This window comes from Streptomyces sp. ATLC9, from assembly GCF_057196705.1.
Genome location: NZ_JBXUOY010000042.1, coordinates 1 through 18,098 on the forward strand (window position 1 = coordinate 1; position 18,098 = coordinate 18,098).

The 18,098-nt window shown below is 74.8% G+C and carries 16 protein-coding genes and 1 pseudogene; 8 read left to right on the top strand and 9 right to left on the bottom strand.

The window, feature by feature from the left end:
- On the top strand, positions 1-605 hold a 605-nt coding region (locus tag AC2CJA_RS07260), incomplete at its 5' end, for a class F sortase (protein WP_484601835.1).
- A gap of 22 nt (positions 606-627) precedes the next feature.
- Here the strand turns inward: AC2CJA_RS07260 and AC2CJA_RS07265 are convergent.
- Positions 628-1,107: a GNAT family N-acetyltransferase gene (locus AC2CJA_RS07265; RefSeq protein WP_484601836.1), complete on the bottom strand. Its 480-nt coding sequence runs from the start codon at positions 1,105-1,107 to the stop codon at positions 628-630.
- 22 nt (positions 1,108-1,129) lie between these two features.
- Here AC2CJA_RS07265 and AC2CJA_RS07270 point away from each other — a divergent pair, with 22 nt between their 5' ends.
- Positions 1,130-1,927, top strand: a complete 798-nt coding sequence (locus AC2CJA_RS07270) for an exodeoxyribonuclease III (RefSeq protein WP_484601837.1) — start codon at positions 1,130-1,132, stop codon at positions 1,925-1,927.
- On the opposite strand, the gene AC2CJA_RS07275 is transcribed toward AC2CJA_RS07270, so the two are convergent.
- Both AC2CJA_RS07275 and AC2CJA_RS07280 read right to left on the bottom strand, forming a co-directional pair.
- Complete coding sequence (locus AC2CJA_RS07275) at positions 1,915-3,180, bottom strand: FUSC family protein (protein ID WP_484601838.1); 1,266 nt, start codon at positions 3,178-3,180, stop codon at positions 1,915-1,917. The genes AC2CJA_RS07270 and AC2CJA_RS07275 overlap by 13 nt on opposite strands.
- A gap of 83 nt (positions 3,181-3,263) precedes the next feature.
- Positions 3,264-4,166, bottom strand: coding sequence for a MerR family transcriptional regulator (locus AC2CJA_RS07280; protein ID WP_484601839.1), 903 nt, complete (start codon positions 4,164-4,166; stop codon positions 3,264-3,266).
- Between the two features lie 174 nt (positions 4,167-4,340).
- Between AC2CJA_RS07280 and AC2CJA_RS07285 the strand changes: the two genes are divergently transcribed.
- The 3 genes from AC2CJA_RS07285 to AC2CJA_RS07295 are packed head-to-tail and all read left to right on the top strand — an operon-like array spanning position 4,341 to position 7,737.
- Positions 4,341-5,861 (top strand): flavin-containing monooxygenase, encoded by a 1,521-nt coding sequence (locus tag AC2CJA_RS07285; RefSeq protein WP_484601840.1) that lies wholly within the window; start codon positions 4,341-4,343, stop codon positions 5,859-5,861.
- A complete protein-coding gene (locus tag AC2CJA_RS07290) occupies positions 5,858-6,853 on the top strand; it encodes an alpha/beta fold hydrolase (RefSeq protein WP_484601841.1) in 996 nt (331 codons plus the stop codon). The genes AC2CJA_RS07285 and AC2CJA_RS07290 overlap by 4 nt, the downstream gene beginning before the upstream one ends.
- Positions 6,853-7,737 carry an SDR family oxidoreductase gene (locus AC2CJA_RS07295; protein WP_484601842.1) on the top strand — a complete coding sequence of 295 codons (885 nt, stop codon included), beginning with the start codon at positions 6,853-6,855 and terminating at the stop codon, positions 7,735-7,737. Before AC2CJA_RS07290 ends, AC2CJA_RS07295 begins: the two co-directional genes overlap by 1 nt.
- Before the next feature lie 75 nt (positions 7,738-7,812).
- Here the strand turns inward: AC2CJA_RS07295 and AC2CJA_RS07300 are convergent, their stop codons facing one another.
- Positions 7,813-8,703 carry a helix-turn-helix transcriptional regulator gene (locus AC2CJA_RS07300; protein WP_484601843.1) on the bottom strand — a complete coding sequence of 297 codons (891 nt, stop codon included), beginning with the start codon at positions 8,701-8,703 and terminating at the stop codon, positions 7,813-7,815.
- Between the two features lie 98 nt (positions 8,704-8,801).
- On the opposite strand from AC2CJA_RS07300, the gene AC2CJA_RS07305 reads away from it, so the two are divergent.
- Positions 8,802-9,596, top strand: a complete 795-nt coding sequence (locus AC2CJA_RS07305; protein WP_484601844.1) for an NAD(P)H-dependent oxidoreductase — start codon at positions 8,802-8,804, stop codon at positions 9,594-9,596.
- 13 nt (positions 9,597-9,609) lie between these two features.
- Here the strand turns inward: AC2CJA_RS07305 and AC2CJA_RS07310 are convergent, their stop codons facing one another.
- The 3 genes from AC2CJA_RS07310 to AC2CJA_RS07320 all read right to left on the bottom strand — a co-directional run bounded on the left by AC2CJA_RS07310 (position 9,610) and on the right by AC2CJA_RS07320 (position 14,027).
- Positions 9,610-9,834: a hypothetical protein gene (locus tag AC2CJA_RS07310; RefSeq protein WP_484601845.1), complete on the bottom strand. Its 225-nt coding sequence runs from the start codon at positions 9,832-9,834 to the stop codon at positions 9,610-9,612.
- A gap of 58 nt (positions 9,835-9,892) precedes the next feature.
- Positions 9,893-13,234 (bottom strand): S41 family peptidase, encoded by a 3,342-nt coding sequence (locus tag AC2CJA_RS07315; RefSeq protein WP_484601846.1) that lies wholly within the window; start codon positions 13,232-13,234, stop codon positions 9,893-9,895.
- 385 nt (positions 13,235-13,619) lie between these two features.
- Positions 13,620-14,027: an SsgA family sporulation/cell division regulator gene (locus tag AC2CJA_RS07320; protein ID WP_484601847.1), complete on the bottom strand. Its 408-nt coding sequence runs from the start codon at positions 14,025-14,027 to the stop codon at positions 13,620-13,622.
- 394 nt (positions 14,028-14,421) lie between these two features.
- On the opposite strand from AC2CJA_RS07320, the gene AC2CJA_RS07325 reads away from it, so the two are divergent.
- Both AC2CJA_RS07325 and AC2CJA_RS07330 read left to right on the top strand, forming a co-directional pair.
- Positions 14,422-15,606, top strand: a complete 1,185-nt coding sequence (locus AC2CJA_RS07325; protein WP_484601848.1) for a serine hydrolase domain-containing protein — start codon at positions 14,422-14,424, stop codon at positions 15,604-15,606.
- A 25-nt stretch (positions 15,607-15,631) separates the two neighbouring features.
- On the top strand, positions 15,632-16,438 hold the full coding sequence (locus AC2CJA_RS07330) for an SDR family NAD(P)-dependent oxidoreductase (protein ID WP_484601849.1): 807 nt from the start codon (positions 15,632-15,634) through the stop codon (positions 16,436-16,438).
- Positions 16,439-16,612: 174 nt separating this feature from the next.
- On the opposite strand, the pseudogene AC2CJA_RS07335 reads toward AC2CJA_RS07330, so the two are convergent.
- Positions 16,613-17,214: pseudogene (locus tag AC2CJA_RS07335) on the bottom strand (transposase); the annotation flags it as partial.
- 143 nt (positions 17,215-17,357) lie between these two features.
- Entirely contained in the window at positions 17,358-18,098 is a 741-nt protein-coding gene (locus tag AC2CJA_RS07340) for a class I SAM-dependent methyltransferase (protein ID WP_484601850.1), read from the bottom strand.

An 18,098-nucleotide genomic window follows, 5' to 3' on the forward strand; every position in this document is an offset into this window, starting at 1 on the left:
CCGCCGTCCTTGCGGCACTGCTGGCCTGGTCGCTGCGGCCGTCCGGAGCCGCGGCGCCGCAGGACTTCGGCGACCGGCCGCGGGACCGGGAGCCCGCGGCCGGGGCGCCGTACGAGGTCCACGACAGCCGGGCGGACGGCGAGGACGGCGCGTCCGCCCCTGAGCCGGTGGCGCTGAGCATTCCCCGGCTCTCCCTGGAGACCCGCGTCCAGGACGTCGGGGTCGAGGACGACGGCACGGTGGAGGTCCCCCGGGACGCCGGACGGGCCGGCTGGTACCGCTACGGGCCGGCGCCGGGCGCGCGGGCCGGATCCGCCGTCATCGTCGGCCACGTCGACGACCGCACCGGCGACCTGGGCGCCTTCGCCAAGCTCTACGGCGTCCGCGAGGGCGACGAGATCACCGTCGGGCGGGAGGACGCACCGCCGCTGCGGTACGAGGTGACGGCCCGTGAGGTGGTCGACCAGGACAGGCTCCCCGACGAGGTGTTCCGGCGCGACGGCCGGCCGGTGCTGACCCTGGTCACCTGCGCGCCCCCGTACGACCGCGGAAACGGCGGCTACCAGAAGAACCTGCTGGTGTACGCCGTCCCGGCGGGAGGGTGAGGCCGGAGGCGGTCCGGCGGGCTCAGCGCAGCGGCTTGGCGTAGCAGCGGCTGCCCGGCTCGTGGCGGTAGACCCCGAACTTCTCGGCCGGCTCGTAGCCGCTCGACTCGTACAGCGCCATGGCCTCCGGCTGCATGACGCCGGTCTCCAGCACCATCCGCAGCCGCCCCGCCTCCCGGGCGTCGTCCTCCAGCAGGGCCAGGATGCGGCGGGACAGGCCCTGGCGCCGGGCCTCGCGGATCACGAACATCCGCTTGAGCTCGGCGTCGCCGTCGCGGTAGTTCTCCTCGTTCGCGTCCATCGCCCGCCAGCCGCCGGTGGCCACGGGCCGGTCCCGCTCGTCGTACGCGATCAGGAACAGGCCGGCGGGCGGCGAGAACATCCCGGGTGCCAGCGGCGTGACATCACCGTCGCCGCCGTAGCGCTCGGCGTACTCCAGCTGCACCAGATCGGTGAGCTTCGCGGCGTCGGGGTGGTCGTAGGCGACGGGGATGATGCGCATGCCCGCATCGTAAGGTGCCGGTGTGCTGACGATTTCGACGGTCAATGTGAACGGGCTGCGCGCCGCCGCGAAGAAGGGCTACACCCAGTGGCTGGCCGCCACCGACGCGGATGTGGTCTGCCTGCAGGAGGTGCGTGCCGAGCCGGACCAACTCCCCGCCGGGGTGCGCGATCCGGAGGGCTGGCACGTGGCGTACGCCCCCGCCGCGGCCAAGGGGCGCGCGGGCGTGGCGGTGCTCACCCGGCGTGCGCCCGAGGATGTGCGGGTGGGGTTCGGGGTGAGCGAGTTCACGGACTCCGGCCGCTATCTGGAGGTGGACCTGCCGGGGCTGACCGTCGCCAGCCTCTACCTGCCCTCGGGCGAGGTCGGCACCGAGCGGCAGGAGGAGAAGGAGCGCTTCATGGACGCCTTCCTGCCCTACCTCGCCGGGCTGCGCGAGCGGGCCGCCGCCGCCGGCCGGGAGGTCCTGGTCTGCGGCGACTGGAACATCGCCCACCAGGAGGCCGACATCAGGAACTGGAAGGCCAACCGGAAGAACTCCGGCTTCCTGCCCGGGGAGCGCGCCTGGCTCGGCCGGGTCTTCGGCGAGGCCGGCTACGCCGATGTCGTCCGCCGTCTCCACCCGGACCAGGACGGGCCGTACTCGTGGTGGTCCTACCGGGGCCGGGCCTTCGACAACGACGCGGGATGGAGAATCGACTACCACGTCGCCACCGAGCCGCTGGCGCGGCGGGCGGTGAAGGCGTACGTGGAGCGCGCGGCCGACCACGCGGGCCGGTGGAGCGACCACGCGCCGGTGACGGCCGTCTACGCGCCCTGACGGCCGGAGGCGCCGCCCGCGTCGCCCTCCCCGTCCCCGTCGCCCTCGCCGCCCTCGCCGCGCCCGCCCGGCAGGAGACCGGCGGCCAGCCTGCGGGACTCCGCCAGGAGGGGGCCCAGTACCGCCAGCCCCTCGGGGACGGCGGCGGCGTGCCGGGGGAGGTCGGTGCGGAGCCGGTCCTGCTCGACGCGGATCTCCCCGACGGCCTCGCGCAGTTCGCGGCGGGCCGTCTCGGGGTCGTCGCCGGTGACCGTGCGTCCGTAGGCGCCCAGGGCGTCGGCCACCCGCCGGAGGAAACCGGAGTACGGGCGGGTGACCTCGTGGCCGGGCCGGGGCACGTCGTCGCTCTCGTCGGCGGCCTCCACCAGGGTACGGGTCAGGACGGTGAGGCGTTCGGCGACGTCCTCCAGGGTGGTCAGCGTCTCCGCGTACGCCGCCGTCAGCCGCGCCGCCTCGGCGCGGCGGCGGCTCTCGGGGTTCAGACGCGTGCTCTCGCGGCTCCAGCCGACGGCGGACTCCAGGCCGCGGACCAGCCGGGGCAGCCGGCAGGCCCGGTCGTACCAGCCGCGGACGCGGTCGTCCTCCCAGGGCTCGTCCAGGCCGTCCGCGACCTCGGTCACGATCTCCCGTGCCTCACGGACGGCGGAGTCCACCGCCTCGCGCGCGCTGCGCAGGTGGACGGGCGGCAGGAGCAGCGCGTTGACGCCGACGCCGACGGCGGTGCCCAGCAGGGCGGCCAGGACGCGGGAGACGGCCGAGTCGAGTGTGGCCTCGCCGGGGACGAGGGTGAACAGGGCGGCGGTGGAGGCGTAGATGCCCTGGGCGCCGAAGCGCGGCCAGTTGCCCAGCAGGGTGGTGACGGGCAGGACGAGGATCATCACCAGCACCGGATGGCCGAAGGGGATGACCAGGGCCGCGGCGAGCACCGTGCCGAGGGCGATCGCCGTCGTCTGCTGGAGCCCCTGCCACACCGAGCGGTAGACGGTGGCCTGCACCAGGACCACCGCCACCCAGGGCGCCATCAGGGCGAAGGCGTCGGGCAGCAGCCAGGCGGCGGCCAGCCAGGCCAGGACGGCGGCGAGCGCGGCCTTCAGGGACTGGACGACGGCGTCGCGCTCCCGGCCCGGCCCCCGCCGGGCGCGGCGCAGGGAGCGTGCGCCCCAGGAGACCTCGGCCCGCACCGCGCGCACGGCGCGGGTCACGGGGGAGGAGTGGCCGGAGCGCGTCGCGGAGCCGGACTGTGTGTGCACCATCGAGGTACGGGTTGCCGGGCGGGCGGCGGCCATACATGGCGCTTGGCGGAGGCGTCCCGCGCGAACGGCCGCGCGCGGCCCGGTCAGCCGCCGGTGCGGCTCTCCGGCCCTCCGCGCGGCTCCCGCGGCGCCCGTTCCGCCTCCGCCTCCGCTTCCGCCTCCGGCTCCGCTTCCGGTCCGCCCGGCCGCGACCAGCTCTCCAGTTCCGCGCGGACGCGGCGGTCCATGGCCAGTGCCAGCTCCACGTCGACCACCCGCTCGGCCAGGGGGCGCAGCCGGTCCATCACGTCCGACAGGCGCCGAAGGTCGTCCGGGGAGAGCTCGCGGACGTCCCGGAACAGGTGGGCGTGGACGAGGCCGGTGAACAGGTCGGCGACGGCGTCGGCGTGCTCGCGCACCACGCGCCCGGCCTCCAGTACGGCCTCCAGCGGAATGCCCTCGCCCACCAGGGCGGTGGAGGCGTCGAGCAGGCGGCGGCTGACGTGGACGACCTCGTCGCCGTCGACGGCGATGTAGCCCAGGTCCAGGGCGGCGGCGAGGTCGTCGGAGGTGACCTCGCCGGGGAAGTGCGCGGCCAGGTCCTCGGGGGTGAGGCGGACGGGGGTCTCCCGCGACCAGGGCGGGACCAGCGCGCTCCCCAGGCCGAGCAGTTCGGCCGTGCCGCCCGCGTCCCGGCCCTTCTCGAAGGCGTCGATCAGGTCGGCGATCCCGCCGAGGGTGTGTCCGCGGGCCAGCAGGGCGGAGATCGTCCGCAGCCGGTTGAGGTGGTGCTCGTTGTACCAGGCGACGCGGCCCTCGCGGCGCGGTGGCGGGAGGAGTCCGCGCTCGCGGTAGAACCGCAGGGTGCGTACGGTGATGCCGGCCGCCCCGGCGAGTTCGGCCGTGCGGTACTCGGCGGGCGGGGCCGTGCCGTTCCCTTCCGCTCCCGTCCGTGCGGGTGCCGCGCTGTCCGTCCGTCCGCCGTCCGCCGATGTTCTGTCCGCCACACCGGAGAGCCTATGCGGCGGGGGAGGCGGAGGGCCCTGACGAGGGGTGCAACCGGCGGTAACTTTCCCTCGTCGCACCCCTACCCACGGGTACGCCCCTGCTCTACCCTCCAACCATGCCAGTGATTACTGGCATGGTTCACGGGCGAGGACACACCGGAGTCGGGAGGCGGCATGGCCGGACACGAACACGTACGGGTGGCGGTGATCGGGTCGGGGTTCGGCGGTCTGGGCGCCGCCGTACGACTGCGCCGCGCGGGCGTCACGGATTTCGTCGTGCTGGAGCGCCGCGACTCCGTGGGCGGCACCTGGCGCGACAACAGCTACCCCGGGTGCGCCTGCGACGTGCCCTCCCACCTCTACTCGTTCTCGTTCGCGCCCAACCCCGACTGGCCGCGGAGCTTCTCCGGGCAGGAGCACATCCGCGCCTACCTGGAGAAGGTCGCCGACACCTTCGGGCTGCGCCCCCACATCCGCCTCGACTCCGAGGTGCTGAGCGCCCGCTGGGACACCGGGGCGCTGCGCTGGGAGGTCGAGACCGCGCGCGGCACCCTGACCGCCGACATGCTCGTCTCGGCCACCGGCCCGCTCTCCGACCCCAAGATCCCCGACATCCCCGGTCTGGACGGCTTCACCGGCAAGGTCTTCCACTCGGCCCGGTGGGACCACGACTACGACCTGCGCGGCAAGCGCGTCGCCGTGATCGGCACCGGCGCGTCCGCCATCCAGATCGTCCCCTCCATCCAGCCGCGGGTGGACAGACTCACCCTCTTCCAGCGCACCCCGCCGTGGGTCATGCCGCGCATGGACCGGAAGATCACCGCGGCCGAGCGCCGGCTGCACGCCAAGGTGCCCCTCACACGCGCGCTGCGCCGCCGGATGCTCTGGCTGATCAGGGAGTTCCAGGTCGGCGCCTTCACCAAGCCCCCCGCGCAGCCCGGCCTGGTGGAGAAGCTCGCCCGGCACCACATGACAAAGGTCGTCAAGGACCCGGCGCTGCGCGCCAGGCTCACCCCCGGCTACCGCATCGGCTGCAAGCGCATCCTGCTGTCCAACACCTACTACCCGGCCCTGGTCCAGCCCAATGTGGACGTGGTCGCCTCCGGCTTGACGGAGGTGCGCGGCAACACCCTGGTGGCCGCGGACGGCACCGGGACCGAGGTGGACGCGGTGGTCTTCGGCACCGGATTCCACGTCACCGACATGCCGGTCGCCCGGCGGATCACCGGCGCGCAGGGCATCACGCTGGCCGAGGCGTGGAAGGACGGCGCGGAGGCGCTGCGCGGCTCCACGGCCACGGGCTTCCCCAACTTCATGACCGTCATCGGGCCCAACACCGGCCTCGGCAACAGCTCGATGATCCTCATGATCGAGGCGCAGCTGAACTACATGGTGGACTACCTCGGGCAGCTGGAGGCGCTCACCGCCGGATCGGCCGGCCGGGCCGCGCTGGACGCCCGACCCGAGGCGGTGCGCTCGTGGACCGGCCACGTCCAGCGGAGGATGGCGCGCACCGTGTGGAACACCGGCGGCTGCGACAGCTGGTACCTGGACGCCAACGGCCGCAACACCACCGTGTGGCCGGGCACGACCGGGGAGTTCGCGAAGGTGACCAGGCGTGTGGACCTGGCCGAGTACGAGGTGCTTCGGGCCCCGGCCCGCACCGGACAGCAGAAGGCGGAGGCGACCCGATGAACCGTGGACCCCGGGGGGGGGGGGGGCCCGGGCGGCCCCCCCCCCCCCCCCCCCCCCCCCCCCCCCCCCGCCCCGAACTGACCGTGACCTCCGCCGACGGCTCCCGGCTGCACGCCGAGGAGCACGGGCGCGAGGACGGGCCGACCGTCGTCCTGGTGCACGGCTGGACCTGCTCGACCGACTTCTGGGGCCCGGTGGTCCGGCGGCTGGCCGACGACCACCGGGTGTTCGTCTACGACCAGCGCGGCCACGGCCGCTCCCCGGCCGTCGGCCCCGGCGGCTACAGCACCGGCGCCCTCGCCGACGACCTGTGCGCCGTCCTGGAGGCGGCCGGGTCCCGGGCGGTCGTCGCCGGGCACTCCATGGGCGGCATGACGGTCATGGCCGCCGCCGGGCGCCCGCGGCTGCGCGAGCGCGTCGCCGCCGCACTGCTGTGCAACACCGGCAGCTCCCGGCTGCTGCACGAGTCCACCGTCGTGCCGCTGGGAGAGGGCAGAGTGCGCTACCGGATCCAGAGGGCCCTCCTCGGCTCCAGCCTGCCGCTGGGACCGGTGACGCCGCTGGGCATGCGCGTCCTGCGGTACGCCACGATGGGGCCCGGCGCGACGAAGGAGCAGATCCAGGCGTGCGCCCGCATCGTCCACGCCTGCCCGCGCGCCGTACGCGCCGCCTGGGCCCGGAAGGTCCTGGCCGTGCTGGACCTGGACGCCAACCTCGCCTCCCTGGACCTGCCCGTCGGCGTCATCGCCGGGGAGAAGGACCGGCTCACTCCGCCGGTGCTCTCCCGCCGCCTCGCCGGGGCGCTGCCGGACTGCACCGGCCTGACCGAACTGCCGGGCCTGGGGCACATGACGCCCCTGGAGGACCCCGACGCCGTCGCCGCCGCGGTGGCCGCGCTGGTGCGCGACCACCTGGCGGGCGATGCCCGGCGGGAAGCCCCGCGGCGTGGCACACCGCCGGCCGGGCTGCCGGCCGGGAAGGAGAGCGCGTGATGGCACGCAGGGACCTCCAGGGCCGGGTGGCGGTGGTGACGGGCGCGGCCCGGGGCGTGGGCGAACTCCTCGCCCGCGGGCTGGCGGCGCGCGGCGCGCGGCTCGCACTGGTCGGGCTGGAGCCGGAGGAGCTGAGGAAGGTCGCCGAGTCGCTGCCGGCGGACTCCGCGTACTGGCACGCCGACGTCACCGACCACACGGCCATGTCCCGGGTGGCGCGCGAGGTACGCGAGCGCTTCGGCGCGGTGGACATCGTCGTCGCCAACGCCGGGGTGGCCACCGGCGGCCCCTTCGCCGACTCCGACGAGACCGCCTGGCGCCGGGTCATCGAGGTCAACCTGCTGGGCAGCGCCGTCACCGCCCGCGCCTTCCTGCCCGCCCTGGTCGAGTCGCGCGGCTACCTGCTCCAGATCGCCTCGCTCGCCGCGCTCACCCCGGCCCCGATGATGACGGCGTACTGCACCTCCAAGTCGGGCGTGGAGGCATTCGCCCACAGCCTGCGCGCGGAGGTCGGCCACCAGGGCGTGCGCGTCGGCGTCGGCTACCTGAGCTGGACCGACACCGACATGGTGCGCGGCGCCGACCAGGACGAGATGCTGCGCGAACTGCGCGGCCGGCTGCCCTGGCCGGCCGGCAGGACCTACCCGCCGGGGCCGGCGGTGGAGCGGATCGTCACGGGCATCGAGCGGCGCTCGTTCCACGTCTACGGGCAGTGGTGGCTGCGCGGCATGCAGTCGGTCCGCGGCTGTCTGCCGGGGGTCATCGGCCGGGTCGGCCGGCGCGAGATGAAGCACTTCGCGCCCCGTCCGGCCGCCTCCGGCGGCCCCCGCGGCCTGGTCGGCGCGGGCGGCGCGGCGGACGAGAAGGAGCGCGCGGAGGGCTGAGGGTGCCCCCTCCGGGGCCCGGCGCGGGTCCGTTGCGTGTCCGGCGCGTGTCCGGCCAGCGCGACGGACCCCGCCTCAGGTCCCCGCCGGGCCGTCCGGGCGGGCCCCGCCCGGAGGACCCCCGGAGCGTGGGCCCTCCTCCCCGGAACCGAACACGTGCAGCACCAGACCGATCTCGCCCGGGGCGGCCGGGACGTGCAGGGGCTCGTAGTCCAGGGTGACCGGCCCGGCCGTCGGATGCCGCAGCCGTTTCCGCCCCGACGTGCACATCACGACCTCGCCGGTGGCCCAGATCCGCCGGAAGTCGGCGCTGCGCGCGGACAGCTCGGCGAGGAGCGCGGCGAGTTCCGCGTCGTCGGGGTAGCGTCCCGTGGCGACCCGCAACTGGCCCACGGCCTCCACCGCCCTGCCCTCCCAGTCGGGGAAGACGGCCCGGGAGGAGGCGGGATCCAGGAAGAGGTACCGGGCCTGGTTCCGCTCGCGGCGGCCGGGGCCGCCCAGGCCGCCGATCAGTTCGGCGCCCAGCTCGTTCCAGGCCACCACGTCGGTGCGGTGGTTCGTCACGAAGGCCGGCAGATGGGCCAGGGCGTCCAGGACCCGCAGCAGCAGCGGGCTGACCCCGGCCCTGGGAGCGGAGCCGCGTCTGGCGCCGGCCAGGGTGTCCAGATGCCTGCGCTCCGCCGCGTCGAGGCCGAGCGCCCCGGCGAGCGCGTCGAGCACCTCGGGGGAGGGCTGGGTGGCCCGGCCCTGTTCGAGGCGCACGTAGTAGTCCACGCTGATGCCGGCGAGCTGGGCCAGTTCCTCGCGGCGCAGCCCGCGCACCCGCCGCCGGCTGCCGCCGGGGAGGCCGACCTGCTCCGGTGTGACGCGCCCCCGGCGGGCGCGCAGGAAGGCGCCGAGCGCCCGCCGGGTGTCGCCGATCCCGTCGATTCCACCGGTCCCGCCGATGAGGTTCCCGCCGTCCATGCGCCCCAGTATGGGTGGCCCTCGCGGTACCGGGAACGCCGTTCCGCCGGTCGGAGCGGGTACTGGCTGCCCGGACGCGTCCGGGGGAATGTGGCGGCATGACCGAAGCCGTACCGCAGCAGCGCAAGAAGATCCTCCTCGTCAGCGCCCACCCCGAGCCCCGCTCGCTCACCGCCTCCCTGACCGCCTTCGCGGCCGGACGCCTGCGCGAGGCGGGACACGATGTACGTGTGTCCGACCTCTACGCGATGAAGTGGAGGGCGACGGTGGACGCCGACGACTTCCCCGACCACCCCGCGGACCGGCGACTGGACCTGATGTCCGTGTCGGCCGAGGCCGCCCGGGCGGGGAGGCTGTCGCCGGACATCGCCGCGGAGCAGGAGAAGGTGCGCTGGTCGGACGCGGTGATCCTGCAGTTCCCGCTGTGGTGGTTCTCCGTGCCCGCGATCCTGAAGGGCTGGATGGACCGGGTGTTCGTCCGCGGGTTCGCCCACGGCCCGGAGCTCCCCCCGCCCTACAGTGAGGGCGTCCTGGCCGGGCGGCGGGCGCTGATGTCGGTGACGGCCGGCGCACGGGAGTCCTCCCTCTCCGGGAGGGGCGTCCACGGGCGGCTGGCGGACCTCCTCCACCCGTTCCAGCACGGACTGTTCTGGTTCACCGGCATCGCGCCGCTCGAACCGTTCGCGGTGTACGACGCGAACGTCCTGTCCCAGGAGCGGTTCGAGGCGGCGAAACGGGAGTACGGGCGGCGGCTCGACCGGCTCTTCACGGACGAGCCGGTCCCGTACCGGTCGCTCGCCGGGGGCGACTACGACCACGGCATGCGGCTGCTGCCGGGCGTGGAGGCGCCGGGGACGAGCGGCCTGGACCTGCACGTGCGTCCGCGCGGCTGAGCGCGGGCGGGCACTACGCCTCCGGCCCGTCCTCCTCGCTCCGTTCCCCGGAGCCGCCCCCCTGGGGGCCGGGGGCCCAGGCGTCCTGTTCGCGGTCGCGGCCCGTGCGCCAGGGGGGAGGGGCGCCGCCCTCGCGGGAGGCGCCCCGCACGGCCCGGTGCCCGTCCCCGGTCTCACGGGCCTCACGGGCCTCTCCGGTCCTCCCGGAGTGCTCCGGGTACCTGTCCGGCTCGTTCACGGTTCCTCCCGGAAGTCGTCGGGGCGGGGTCGTCGGCGGTCGGTCGGCCACCCGGCCGTCAGGGTCGCGGCGGCAGTGGCGGGCGGCTGCGGTCGGGGACGTCGTCGTAGCCGGGCGGGGCGGCGGCGGGGTGGCGTTCCAGCAGGTCCAGCGCGGTGCGCACCGCCGTCTCCAGCATCGGGTGGTGGTCCTCGGCCCAGTCCGTCGGGGTGCGCAGCACCTCGATGTCGGGCTCCACACCGTGGTTCTCCACCGACCACCCGTACCCGTCGAACCACGCCGCGTTCATCGGCACGGTGATGACCGTGCCGTCGCCGAGCCGGTGGCGCCCGGTCATGCCGACCACCCCGCCCCAGGTGCGGGCGCCGACCACCGGGCCGATGCCCAGCAGCCGGAACGCGGCGGTGATCATGTCGCCGTCGGAGGCGGTGGCCTCGTCGGCCAGGGCCACTATCGGGCCGCGCGGGGCGTTGGAGGCGTAACTGACCGGCTGGGCGTGGCGCACCAGGTCCCAGCCGAGGATGGTGCGGGTCAGCGCCTCGACGACCAGTTCGCTGATGTGGCCGCCCGCGTTGCCGCGCACGTCCACGATCAGCGCGGGCCGGGAGACCTCCATGCGCAGATCGCGGTTGAACTGCGCCCAGCCGGAACCGCCCATGTCGGGGATGTGCAGGTATCCGCACTTGCCGTCGCCGAGCCTGCGCACCACCGCGCGCCGCCGGCTCACCCAGTCCTGGTAGCGCAGCGGGCGCTCGTCGACGAGGGGGACGACGGCGACGCGGCGGGGGCGCCGCGGGACGGCGTCCGGGCCGTCGCCGGGCTCGGTGGTGAGGAAGGCCAGCTCGACGGTGGTGCCGCCGGCCGCCGCCAGCAGCGGGAACGGACCGGCGTCCGGGTCCACCGGGCGTCCGTCCACATGAGTGAGCACCGAGCCCTCGCGGATGCCGGAGCCGGCCAGCGGGGAGCGGGCCCGGGAGTCGGAGGAGTCGCCGGGCAGGATGCGCTCCACCCGCCAGCGGCCCTCCCCGTCACGGGTGAGGTCCGCGCCCAGCAGTCCGATCGGCCGCTGGTAGTGGGCCGGTCCCTCGTCGCGCCGGGCCGGCGAGACGTAGGCGTGGGAGGTGCCCAGCTCACCCACCGTCTCGCGCAGCAGGTCGGCGAACTCGTCCGGTGAGGCGACCCGCTCGACCAGCGGCCGGTACTGGGCCAGGACCGCCTCCCAGTCCACGCCGGACATGCCCGGGTCCCAGAAGTACGACCGCATGATCCGTCCCGCCTCGTCGAACGCCTGCCGCCACTCGGCGCGCGGATCGGCGTCGTGCAGGATGCGGCGCAGGTCGAGGTGGGTCGTGGAGTCGCCGTCGGAGGACTCGTTGGCCGGGACGGCCCGCAGGTCGCCCTCGTCGTTGATCACCAGGCGGGTGCCGTCGCCGCTGACCGCGAACCAGTCGATGCTGCCGGTCAGCTCGGTGCGCTTGGCCTTGACCAGGTCGAAGTGCTCCAGGGTGGGGCGGCCGGAGGTGTCGGCCGGGTTGGCGAAGGTCTCGCCCAGCGCCCCGGAGATCGGCCAGCGCAGCCAGACCAGCCCGCCACCGCTGACCGGGTGGAGCGAGGAGTACTTCGAGGCCGCCACGGGGAAGGGCGTGACGCGGCTGGCCAGCCCCTCGGCCTCCACCAGCACCGTCCCCTCCTCCCCGGCGGCCTCGCCGGGGGTGTCCGGGTCCAGACCGCCGGCCGCCGGGCGGCCCTCGGGCGAGAGGGCGAACGGCGAGGGCGTGGCCGAGGACAGCGGCACCAGGTACGGGCGGCAGCCCAGCGGGAAGGACAGGTCGCCGGTGTGCACGTCGTACACCGGGTCGAAGCCGCGCCAGGACAGGAAGGCGAGATAGCGGCCGTCGCGGGTGAAGACGGGCTGCTCGTCCTCGAAGCGGCCCTCGGTGACGTCCAGGACGGTGCGGTCGGACAGGCGGGCGATCCGGACGCGGGTGAGCGCGCCGTCGGTGCCGGGGTGGGCCCAGGCCAGCCACTGGGAGTCGGGGGAGAAGGCGAGATGGCGGACGGGGCCGTTGACGGAGCGGACCAGTTCGGCGACCTCGGCCACCTCGCCGCCCTCGCCGGCACCCGCCCCGGCGGCCCCGCCGGTGTGCCCGGCCCTGGCGTCCCCGGCCCCGGTGCCCACCAGCAGCAGCCGCCCGTCGTGCGAGGCGACGGCCAGGGTGGCGCCGTCCGGCGAGGCGATCAGCTCGTGCACCCGGCCCAGCCGCCCCGCGGCCGACCGCACCGGCTCACGGGTGCCGGTGGCCCTGGGCAGGTCGGCGATCTCCACCGCGTCCTCGCCCCCGGCGTCGGTGACGTAGGCGATCCGGCCGGTGGAGCCGAGCATCTCCGGCAGCCGCACCCGCACCCCCGGGGTGTCGGCGATCACCCGCGCCGGTCCGTCGCGGTGGGTGAGCCAGTACAGGCTGCCGCGCACCCCCACCGCGCTGGCGCGCCCGGTGGTGTCCACGGCCAGGGAGTTCACATGGCCCGCGGCCGACACCTGGTAGGCGCGGCGCCCGGCGCGCGGCGAGAAGTCGTCCACCAGCCACAGCTCGCCCGCGCACTGGTACACCACGCGCTCGCCGTCGGTGGAGGCGTGGCGGGCGTAGAAGTCGGCGTGGTCGGTGTGGCGGCGCAGGCCGGTGCCGTCGGGCAGGCAGGAGTAGAGGTTGCCCACCCCCTCGTGGTCGGAGAGGAACGCGATCCGGCCGCCGACGATCATCGGGCAGTCCAGATGCCCGTACAGCTCGGGCACCAGGCGCTCGCCCTCCAGCCACAGCCGCCCCGTCGCGCCGCCGCGGTAGCGCTTCCAGGTGGCCGGTTCGTGCGGCGGGGTGCCGGTCAGCAGCAGAGTGCGCCGTTCCCCCGCCAGATCGGCGACGGCGAGGTCCGCCACCGGGCCCCAGGGCAGCTTCTCGCCCGGACCGCCGCCCGGCGGCAGCCGGTGGGCCCAGGCGAAGTGCGAGAACGGCTGGCCGTGCGAGGCCACGGCCAGGATGTCCCCCTCGGGCGTCCAGCCGCGGACCTGGGTGTCCACCGCGCCCCAGTACGTCAGCTGCCGCGACGGCCCGCCGTCGACCGGCGTCAGGTGCACCTCGGGGTCCAGGCTGCGCCAGTTCGTGTAGGCGATGTGGCTGCCGTCGGGGGAGAAGCGCGGGTGCCCGATGCGGGTGCGGTCCACCGTCAGGCGCCAGGCGCGCGGCGGCCGGGCGGCCCCGGGCGCGAGCGGGGCGATCCACAGGTCGTCCTCGGCGGTGAAGCAGAGCAGCTCACCGTGGAGGTGCGGGAACCTGAGGTACGCCCCGGAGGAGTCCGGGGAGGTGGGAACGGGGGTGCCTGGGGATCCGGAGGTCGCGGTCATCCCCCCCATGGTCGGCAGCCGGGCTGCGGGCGGCAACTCCTGGGAGCGGTGCGGCGGTCGGCGATCCCGCTCTCACCGGCGGGTACGGGCTCCGCCGGGCGGCGGCGCCGGGGACCTGGGTCCCGGGCGGGGCGGCGGGCGGGGCCGGTCATGGGCGCCGGCGGGCACGTGCCGTGCGGGCGGGTGGGCGGGCGGCTCGTCCGTGCCGCGTCCCGAGGGTCTTCCGGTGGGTTCTGCGGGTCCCGCGTCGTTCCTGTGCGGTGCGGCGTGGCCCCGGGCGGTGCCGCGTGCTCTCGCGGGACTTCAGGGGCGGGGGCCCTGCGGCCTCCGTCCGGGCCGTCTCCCGGCGCCTGCTTGCCGAAGCGCCGGACGCGCGGCCACCGCCTCAGCCCAGCAGGGAGGTCAGTCCGCGGTCCAGGTCCAGCTCCAGGTACTCGGAGCCGCCCGGCACCATGCCGTACGTGCCGTGCAGGAAGCGCAGCAGGCCGGTGGTGTCGAACTCGATCACCGCGACCCCCTCCGGGGCGCGCAGCTCGATGACCGTCCGCTCGGGCCCGGACGGCCGGATGTGCACGTCCCCGAGGCCGACCGCGGCCCGCAGCCCGTCCTCCAGCAGTTCGCGGGAGAACACCCAGACGACCTCCTGCCCGTCCAGGGAGACGTCGGAGGGGAAGACCAGGCTGACGGCGAAGGGGTCGTGGCGGTCGTACCGCAGCCCGACGGTCACCTCCCGGGTGACGGAGGGGACGGTGATCAGACGTGCCTGGACGCTGTGGTCGACGACTGCGCGCATGGGGTGCTCCTTTTCCGGGGGGCCTTTTCTCCTACGACCCCGTCAGAGCGTTTTCATGACGGCATACCGCAGGTAATCGATGTGAGTTCCGCAACAGTTTGGTGAAGGTCCGACATTGATGGCGTGTTCCCCCGGACCAGGCAAGTATCCCGATCCACCCGCAACCGGGCCGCTTCGAAGCGCTGGGTCGTCCCGTGTGTCGCTCCGGGTGACAACCGCCCGCGGAGCCCCCGTGCTCACCCGTCGGCGGCACGGCCCGCGGCGCGCGCCCGCCGCCCGGAGCCGCGCCCCGACCCGGACCCCCGGTCGGGACCGCCGCCGCACGCGTAGCACCATGTACGGCGGCACACATCGGTGCACGCATCACCTTTCGACCGGCGGGAGCACGAAGACAGTGGTGGACGTCCAGGGCACGGTGGCGGACGGCTACGAGCCGGTCCGTGACGCCTTCCGCGCCAACCTGACCGAGCGCGGCGACCGGGGCGCGGCCGTGGCCGTCTACCGGGACGGGCACAAGGTCGCCGACCTGTGGGGCGGCCTGGCCGACCCCCGCGGGCGGGAGCCCTGGACCGAGGACACCGCCCAGGTCGTCCGCTCGGTCACCAAGGGCCCGGCCGCCGCCGTCCTCCACCTGCTGCACCAGCGCGGACGCCTCGACCTGGACGCGCCGGTGGGCACCTACTGGCCGGAGTTCAAGGCGGCGGGCAAGGAGCGCGTACCGGTGCGCCACCTGCTCACCCACCGCGCCGGGCTGCCCGCCCTGGACACGCCCCTGAGCCCGGAGCAGGCGCTCGACGGCGTCCTCGGGCCGCGTGCCGTCGCCGCCCAGGAGCCCGCCTGGGAGCCGGGCACCGCCCACGGCTACCATGCGCAGACCCACAGCTGGCTGCTGGGCGAGCTGGTGCGGCGGGTCACCGGGCGGAGCCTGGGCCGCTGGTTCGCCGAGGAGGTGGCCGCACCGCTCGGCCTCGACCTGTGGATCGGACTGCCCGCCGACCAGGCGCACCGGGTGGGCCGGATCGCCGAGGTGGAGGCTCCGCCCGCGCCCGCCTCCGCCGGGCCGCGGGTGCGCCCCAGGCGCGAGGTCGCCGACGCCTGGCGCGATCCGCGCTCCCTCACCCGCCGCGCCTTCGGCGCCATCGACCCGCAGCCCGACGAGAACGACCCCGCCTACCGGGCCGCCGAGCTCCCCGCCTCCTCCGGAGTGGCCACCGCCCGCTCCCTGGCCCGCTTCTACGCGGCGCTCATCGGCGACCTCGGCGACGGCACCCGCCGGCTGTACGCCCCCGCCACCCTCACCCAGGCGCGTACCGAGGAGTCGGCCGGACCCGACCGCGTCCTGCTGGTCGCCACCCGCTTCGGTCTGGGCTACATGCTCCACGGCCCGTCCTCGCCGATGCTGGGACCGGGATCCTTCGGCCACCCCGGCCGCGGCGGCTCGCTGGCCTTCGCCGACCCGGAGACGGGACTGGCCTTCGCCTACGTCACCAACTCCCTGCAGAAGTCGGTCACCTCCGACCCGCGTGCCCAGGCCCTGGTGCGCGCGCTGAGGAAGGCCGCCGCGCACCGGGACGGCTGACCGGACCGGCGCCTACGCTGGCCCGATGCAGCGGTTCGAGGAACGTCTGAGGGGCTACGCGGTACTGGTCACGGGCGCCGGCCGGGGCATCGGCGCGGCTGTCTGCCGGCGGCTGGCCGCCGAGGGCGCCCGGGTGCTGGCCACCGACGTCGACGGCGAGAGGGCCGAACGCACGGCCCGTCAGGTGGCCGAGGCGGGCGGACGGGCCGGCCACACCGTCTGCGACGTGGGCGACGACGGCTCGGTGAGGGCGGCCGTCGCCTGTGCGGTGGAGCGGTTCGGCGGTCTGGACGTCCTGGTCAACAACGCCTACGGCATCCAGTCCGAGCCCCCGCTCTTCGAGGATCTGGCCGAGGATGAGTGGCGGCGGGGGCTCGACCTCACCCTCACCGGGGCGTTCCGCTGCGTCCGCGCCGCCCTGCCCCACCTGGCCGCCGCCCCGGACCGGCGCGGTGCCGTCGTCAGCGTCGGTTCCGTCAACGGCGAGCGCGACTTCGGCGGGCACGCCTACAGCGCCGCCAAGGCGGGGCTGGCCTCACTGACCCGCACCCTGGCCGGGCACGCCGCCCCGCGGGGGGTACGGGTCAACCTGGTCGCGCCGGGAACGGTCGCCACCCGGGCGTGGGAGGGCCGTGACGAGGTGCTGGAGCGGGCGGCCCGCGAGTATCCGCTGGGCCGCGTGGGCCGGCCCGAGGACATCGCGGCGGCCGTCGCCTTCCTCGCCTCGGCCGACGCGTCCTGGATCACCGGCCTGACCCTCCCCGTCGACGGCGGGCTGCTGGTCTCCAACCTCGGGCTGCGCCGGGTCCTCGGCGGGGAGGAGCACGGCTGACGGGCGGCCCGGCCGCACGGTGTTCCGGCCACATCGGCGGAACGGAGTTTTCCGTTCCGCCGATGTGGCCGCGCCGGACGCACCCGCGTCCGGCGGGGCCGGAGGCGTGTGGGTGCCTCTATGTCTTTCGTCAAGGCGCCCCTGTCGGGTTTGGGGTGGTTTGGCTGGCTGGGGTCATGCGGCGAGTTCGATGTTCTTGGGGACGCGGGGTTCGTAGAAGGTGCCGTCGCGGAGCATGGCGAACAGGACGCTGATGCGCTGGCGGGCGAGGCGGAGGAGGGCCTGGGTGTGGGTCTTGCCGTGGGCTCGTTGCTTGTCGTAGTAGGTGGGGAGGCCGGGTCGGCGTTCATGCAGGCGAAGGCGGACAGGAACATGGCCCGTTTGAGCTGGCGGTTGCCGCCTCGGGGTGCGTGTTCGCCGTGGATCGAGGTGCCCGACGACTTCGTGGTGGGGGCGAGTCCGGCGTAGGAGGCGAGGTGAGCGGCGGTGGGGAAGCTGGTGCCGTCGCCGACGGTGGTCAGCAGGACGGCTGCGGTCCTGACGCCGACGCCGGGCATCGACGTCAGGACCGGGGAAAGAGGGTGAGCCTCCAGCAGGGCGTTGATCTGGGCTTCCATCGCCCGGCGCTGCGTGTGGACGGCGGCCAGGGAGGCCGCCAGGGAGGGGATCACGATGTCCAAGGTGCCGGTGCCGGGGACGACGACGGTCTGTTCGTCGAGTGCGTCGAAGACATCGTCGATCAGTCGGGTGGCCATGCGCGGGGCCTTGGACCGGACCTCTCATCAGCGTCTCCGACGGCACCTCCCGGGCCCGGTGACACCACCCCCCAGGTCATGCCTTCGACAGGGGGACACAGTCATGCCGGACCCGGAGGCCAGCGGCCCTCTTGCAGGACCGCGAAGAACATAACGGGGGCATGTCACTTGATGGCGATGACGTAGACGCTGCCCCACTGCCGCTTGGGGTTGGCGATGGCCGGGTCGAACGGCCAGGGCTCGACGGACCGGAACCCGGCCTCGCCGAACAGCTGGGCCAGCTTCTCGTGGTCGTAGGCCCAGAGGTGAGGGGTGTAGGTGAGGTCGTCGTCCTGGTCGCGGAAGACGTAGTTGATCACGTCCAGATAGGTGTTGATGTCGCCGAGGCAGTCGCGCTTGGCGTACCAGCGCTCGATCACCTCGTCCGCCTGGCCGGGTTCGGCCGGGTACTGGTTCAGCACGAACGCGGCGTCGGGGACGCCGGTGACGACCTGTCCTCCGGGTGCCAGGACACGGTGGGCTTCGCGTGCGTAGTGCTTGGCCGAGCGGGGGTAGTCGATGTGCTCCAGGAAGTGCTCGGAGAACAACGACTGCACGGTGGCGTCGTGGAGGGGGATACCTTCGCGGACGTCCCACAGCAGGTCGGCCGGCGGTACGGCGTCGATGTTGAAGAAGCCGTCGATGCGGTGGGCTCCGCCGCCGATCTGGACCTTGGTGGGGGCGGTGTCGATCCGTTCGTCGGGCCATGCCCTGGAGCTGGCGCGATGGTACCGGTGCAGCTCGATCTCCTTGGCGGCGGTGCGCAGGGCGCGGCCGAGTCCGTGGGTAGTCGTCGGCTCGTTGAGAAGGGCTCCAATCTGTGCGGCGAGGTCGTCGGGCGAGGAAGGTGTGCGGTGCGGGGACAT

Excerpts from the sequence above, each read along its gene's own strand:
- AC2CJA_RS07265 (WP_484601836.1), bottom strand. The coding sequence starts at position 1,107 with ATGCGCATCATCCCCGTCGCCTACGACCACCCCGACGCCGCGAAGCTC.
- AC2CJA_RS07275 (WP_484601838.1), bottom strand. The coding sequence starts at position 3,180 with ATGGTGCACACACAGTCCGGCTCCGCGACGCGCTCCGGCCACTCCTCC.
- AC2CJA_RS07285 (WP_484601840.1), top strand. The coding sequence starts at position 4,341 with ATGGCCGGACACGAACACGTACGGGTGGCGGTGATCGGGTCGGGGTTC.
- AC2CJA_RS07290 (WP_484601841.1), top strand. The coding sequence starts at position 5,858 with ATGAACCGTGGACCCCGGGGGGGGGGGGGGCCCGGGCGGCCCCCCCCC.
- AC2CJA_RS07295 (WP_484601842.1), top strand. The coding sequence starts at position 6,853 with ATGGCACGCAGGGACCTCCAGGGCCGGGTGGCGGTGGTGACGGGCGCG.
- AC2CJA_RS07300 (WP_484601843.1), bottom strand. The coding sequence starts at position 8,703 with ATGGACGGCGGGAACCTCATCGGCGGGACCGGTGGAATCGACGGGATC.
- AC2CJA_RS07305 (WP_484601844.1), top strand. The coding sequence starts at position 8,802 with ATGACCGAAGCCGTACCGCAGCAGCGCAAGAAGATCCTCCTCGTCAGC.
- AC2CJA_RS07315 (WP_484601846.1), bottom strand. The coding sequence starts at position 13,234 with ATGACCGCGACCTCCGGATCCCCAGGCACCCCCGTTCCCACCTCCCCG.
- AC2CJA_RS07320 (WP_484601847.1), bottom strand. The coding sequence starts at position 14,027 with ATGCGCGCAGTCGTCGACCACAGCGTCCAGGCACGTCTGATCACCGTC.
- AC2CJA_RS07330 (WP_484601849.1), top strand. The coding sequence starts at position 15,632 with ATGCAGCGGTTCGAGGAACGTCTGAGGGGCTACGCGGTACTGGTCACG.
- AC2CJA_RS07340 (WP_484601850.1), bottom strand. The coding sequence starts at position 18,098 with ATGTCCCCGCACCGCACACCTTCCTCGCCCGACGACCTCGCCGCACAG.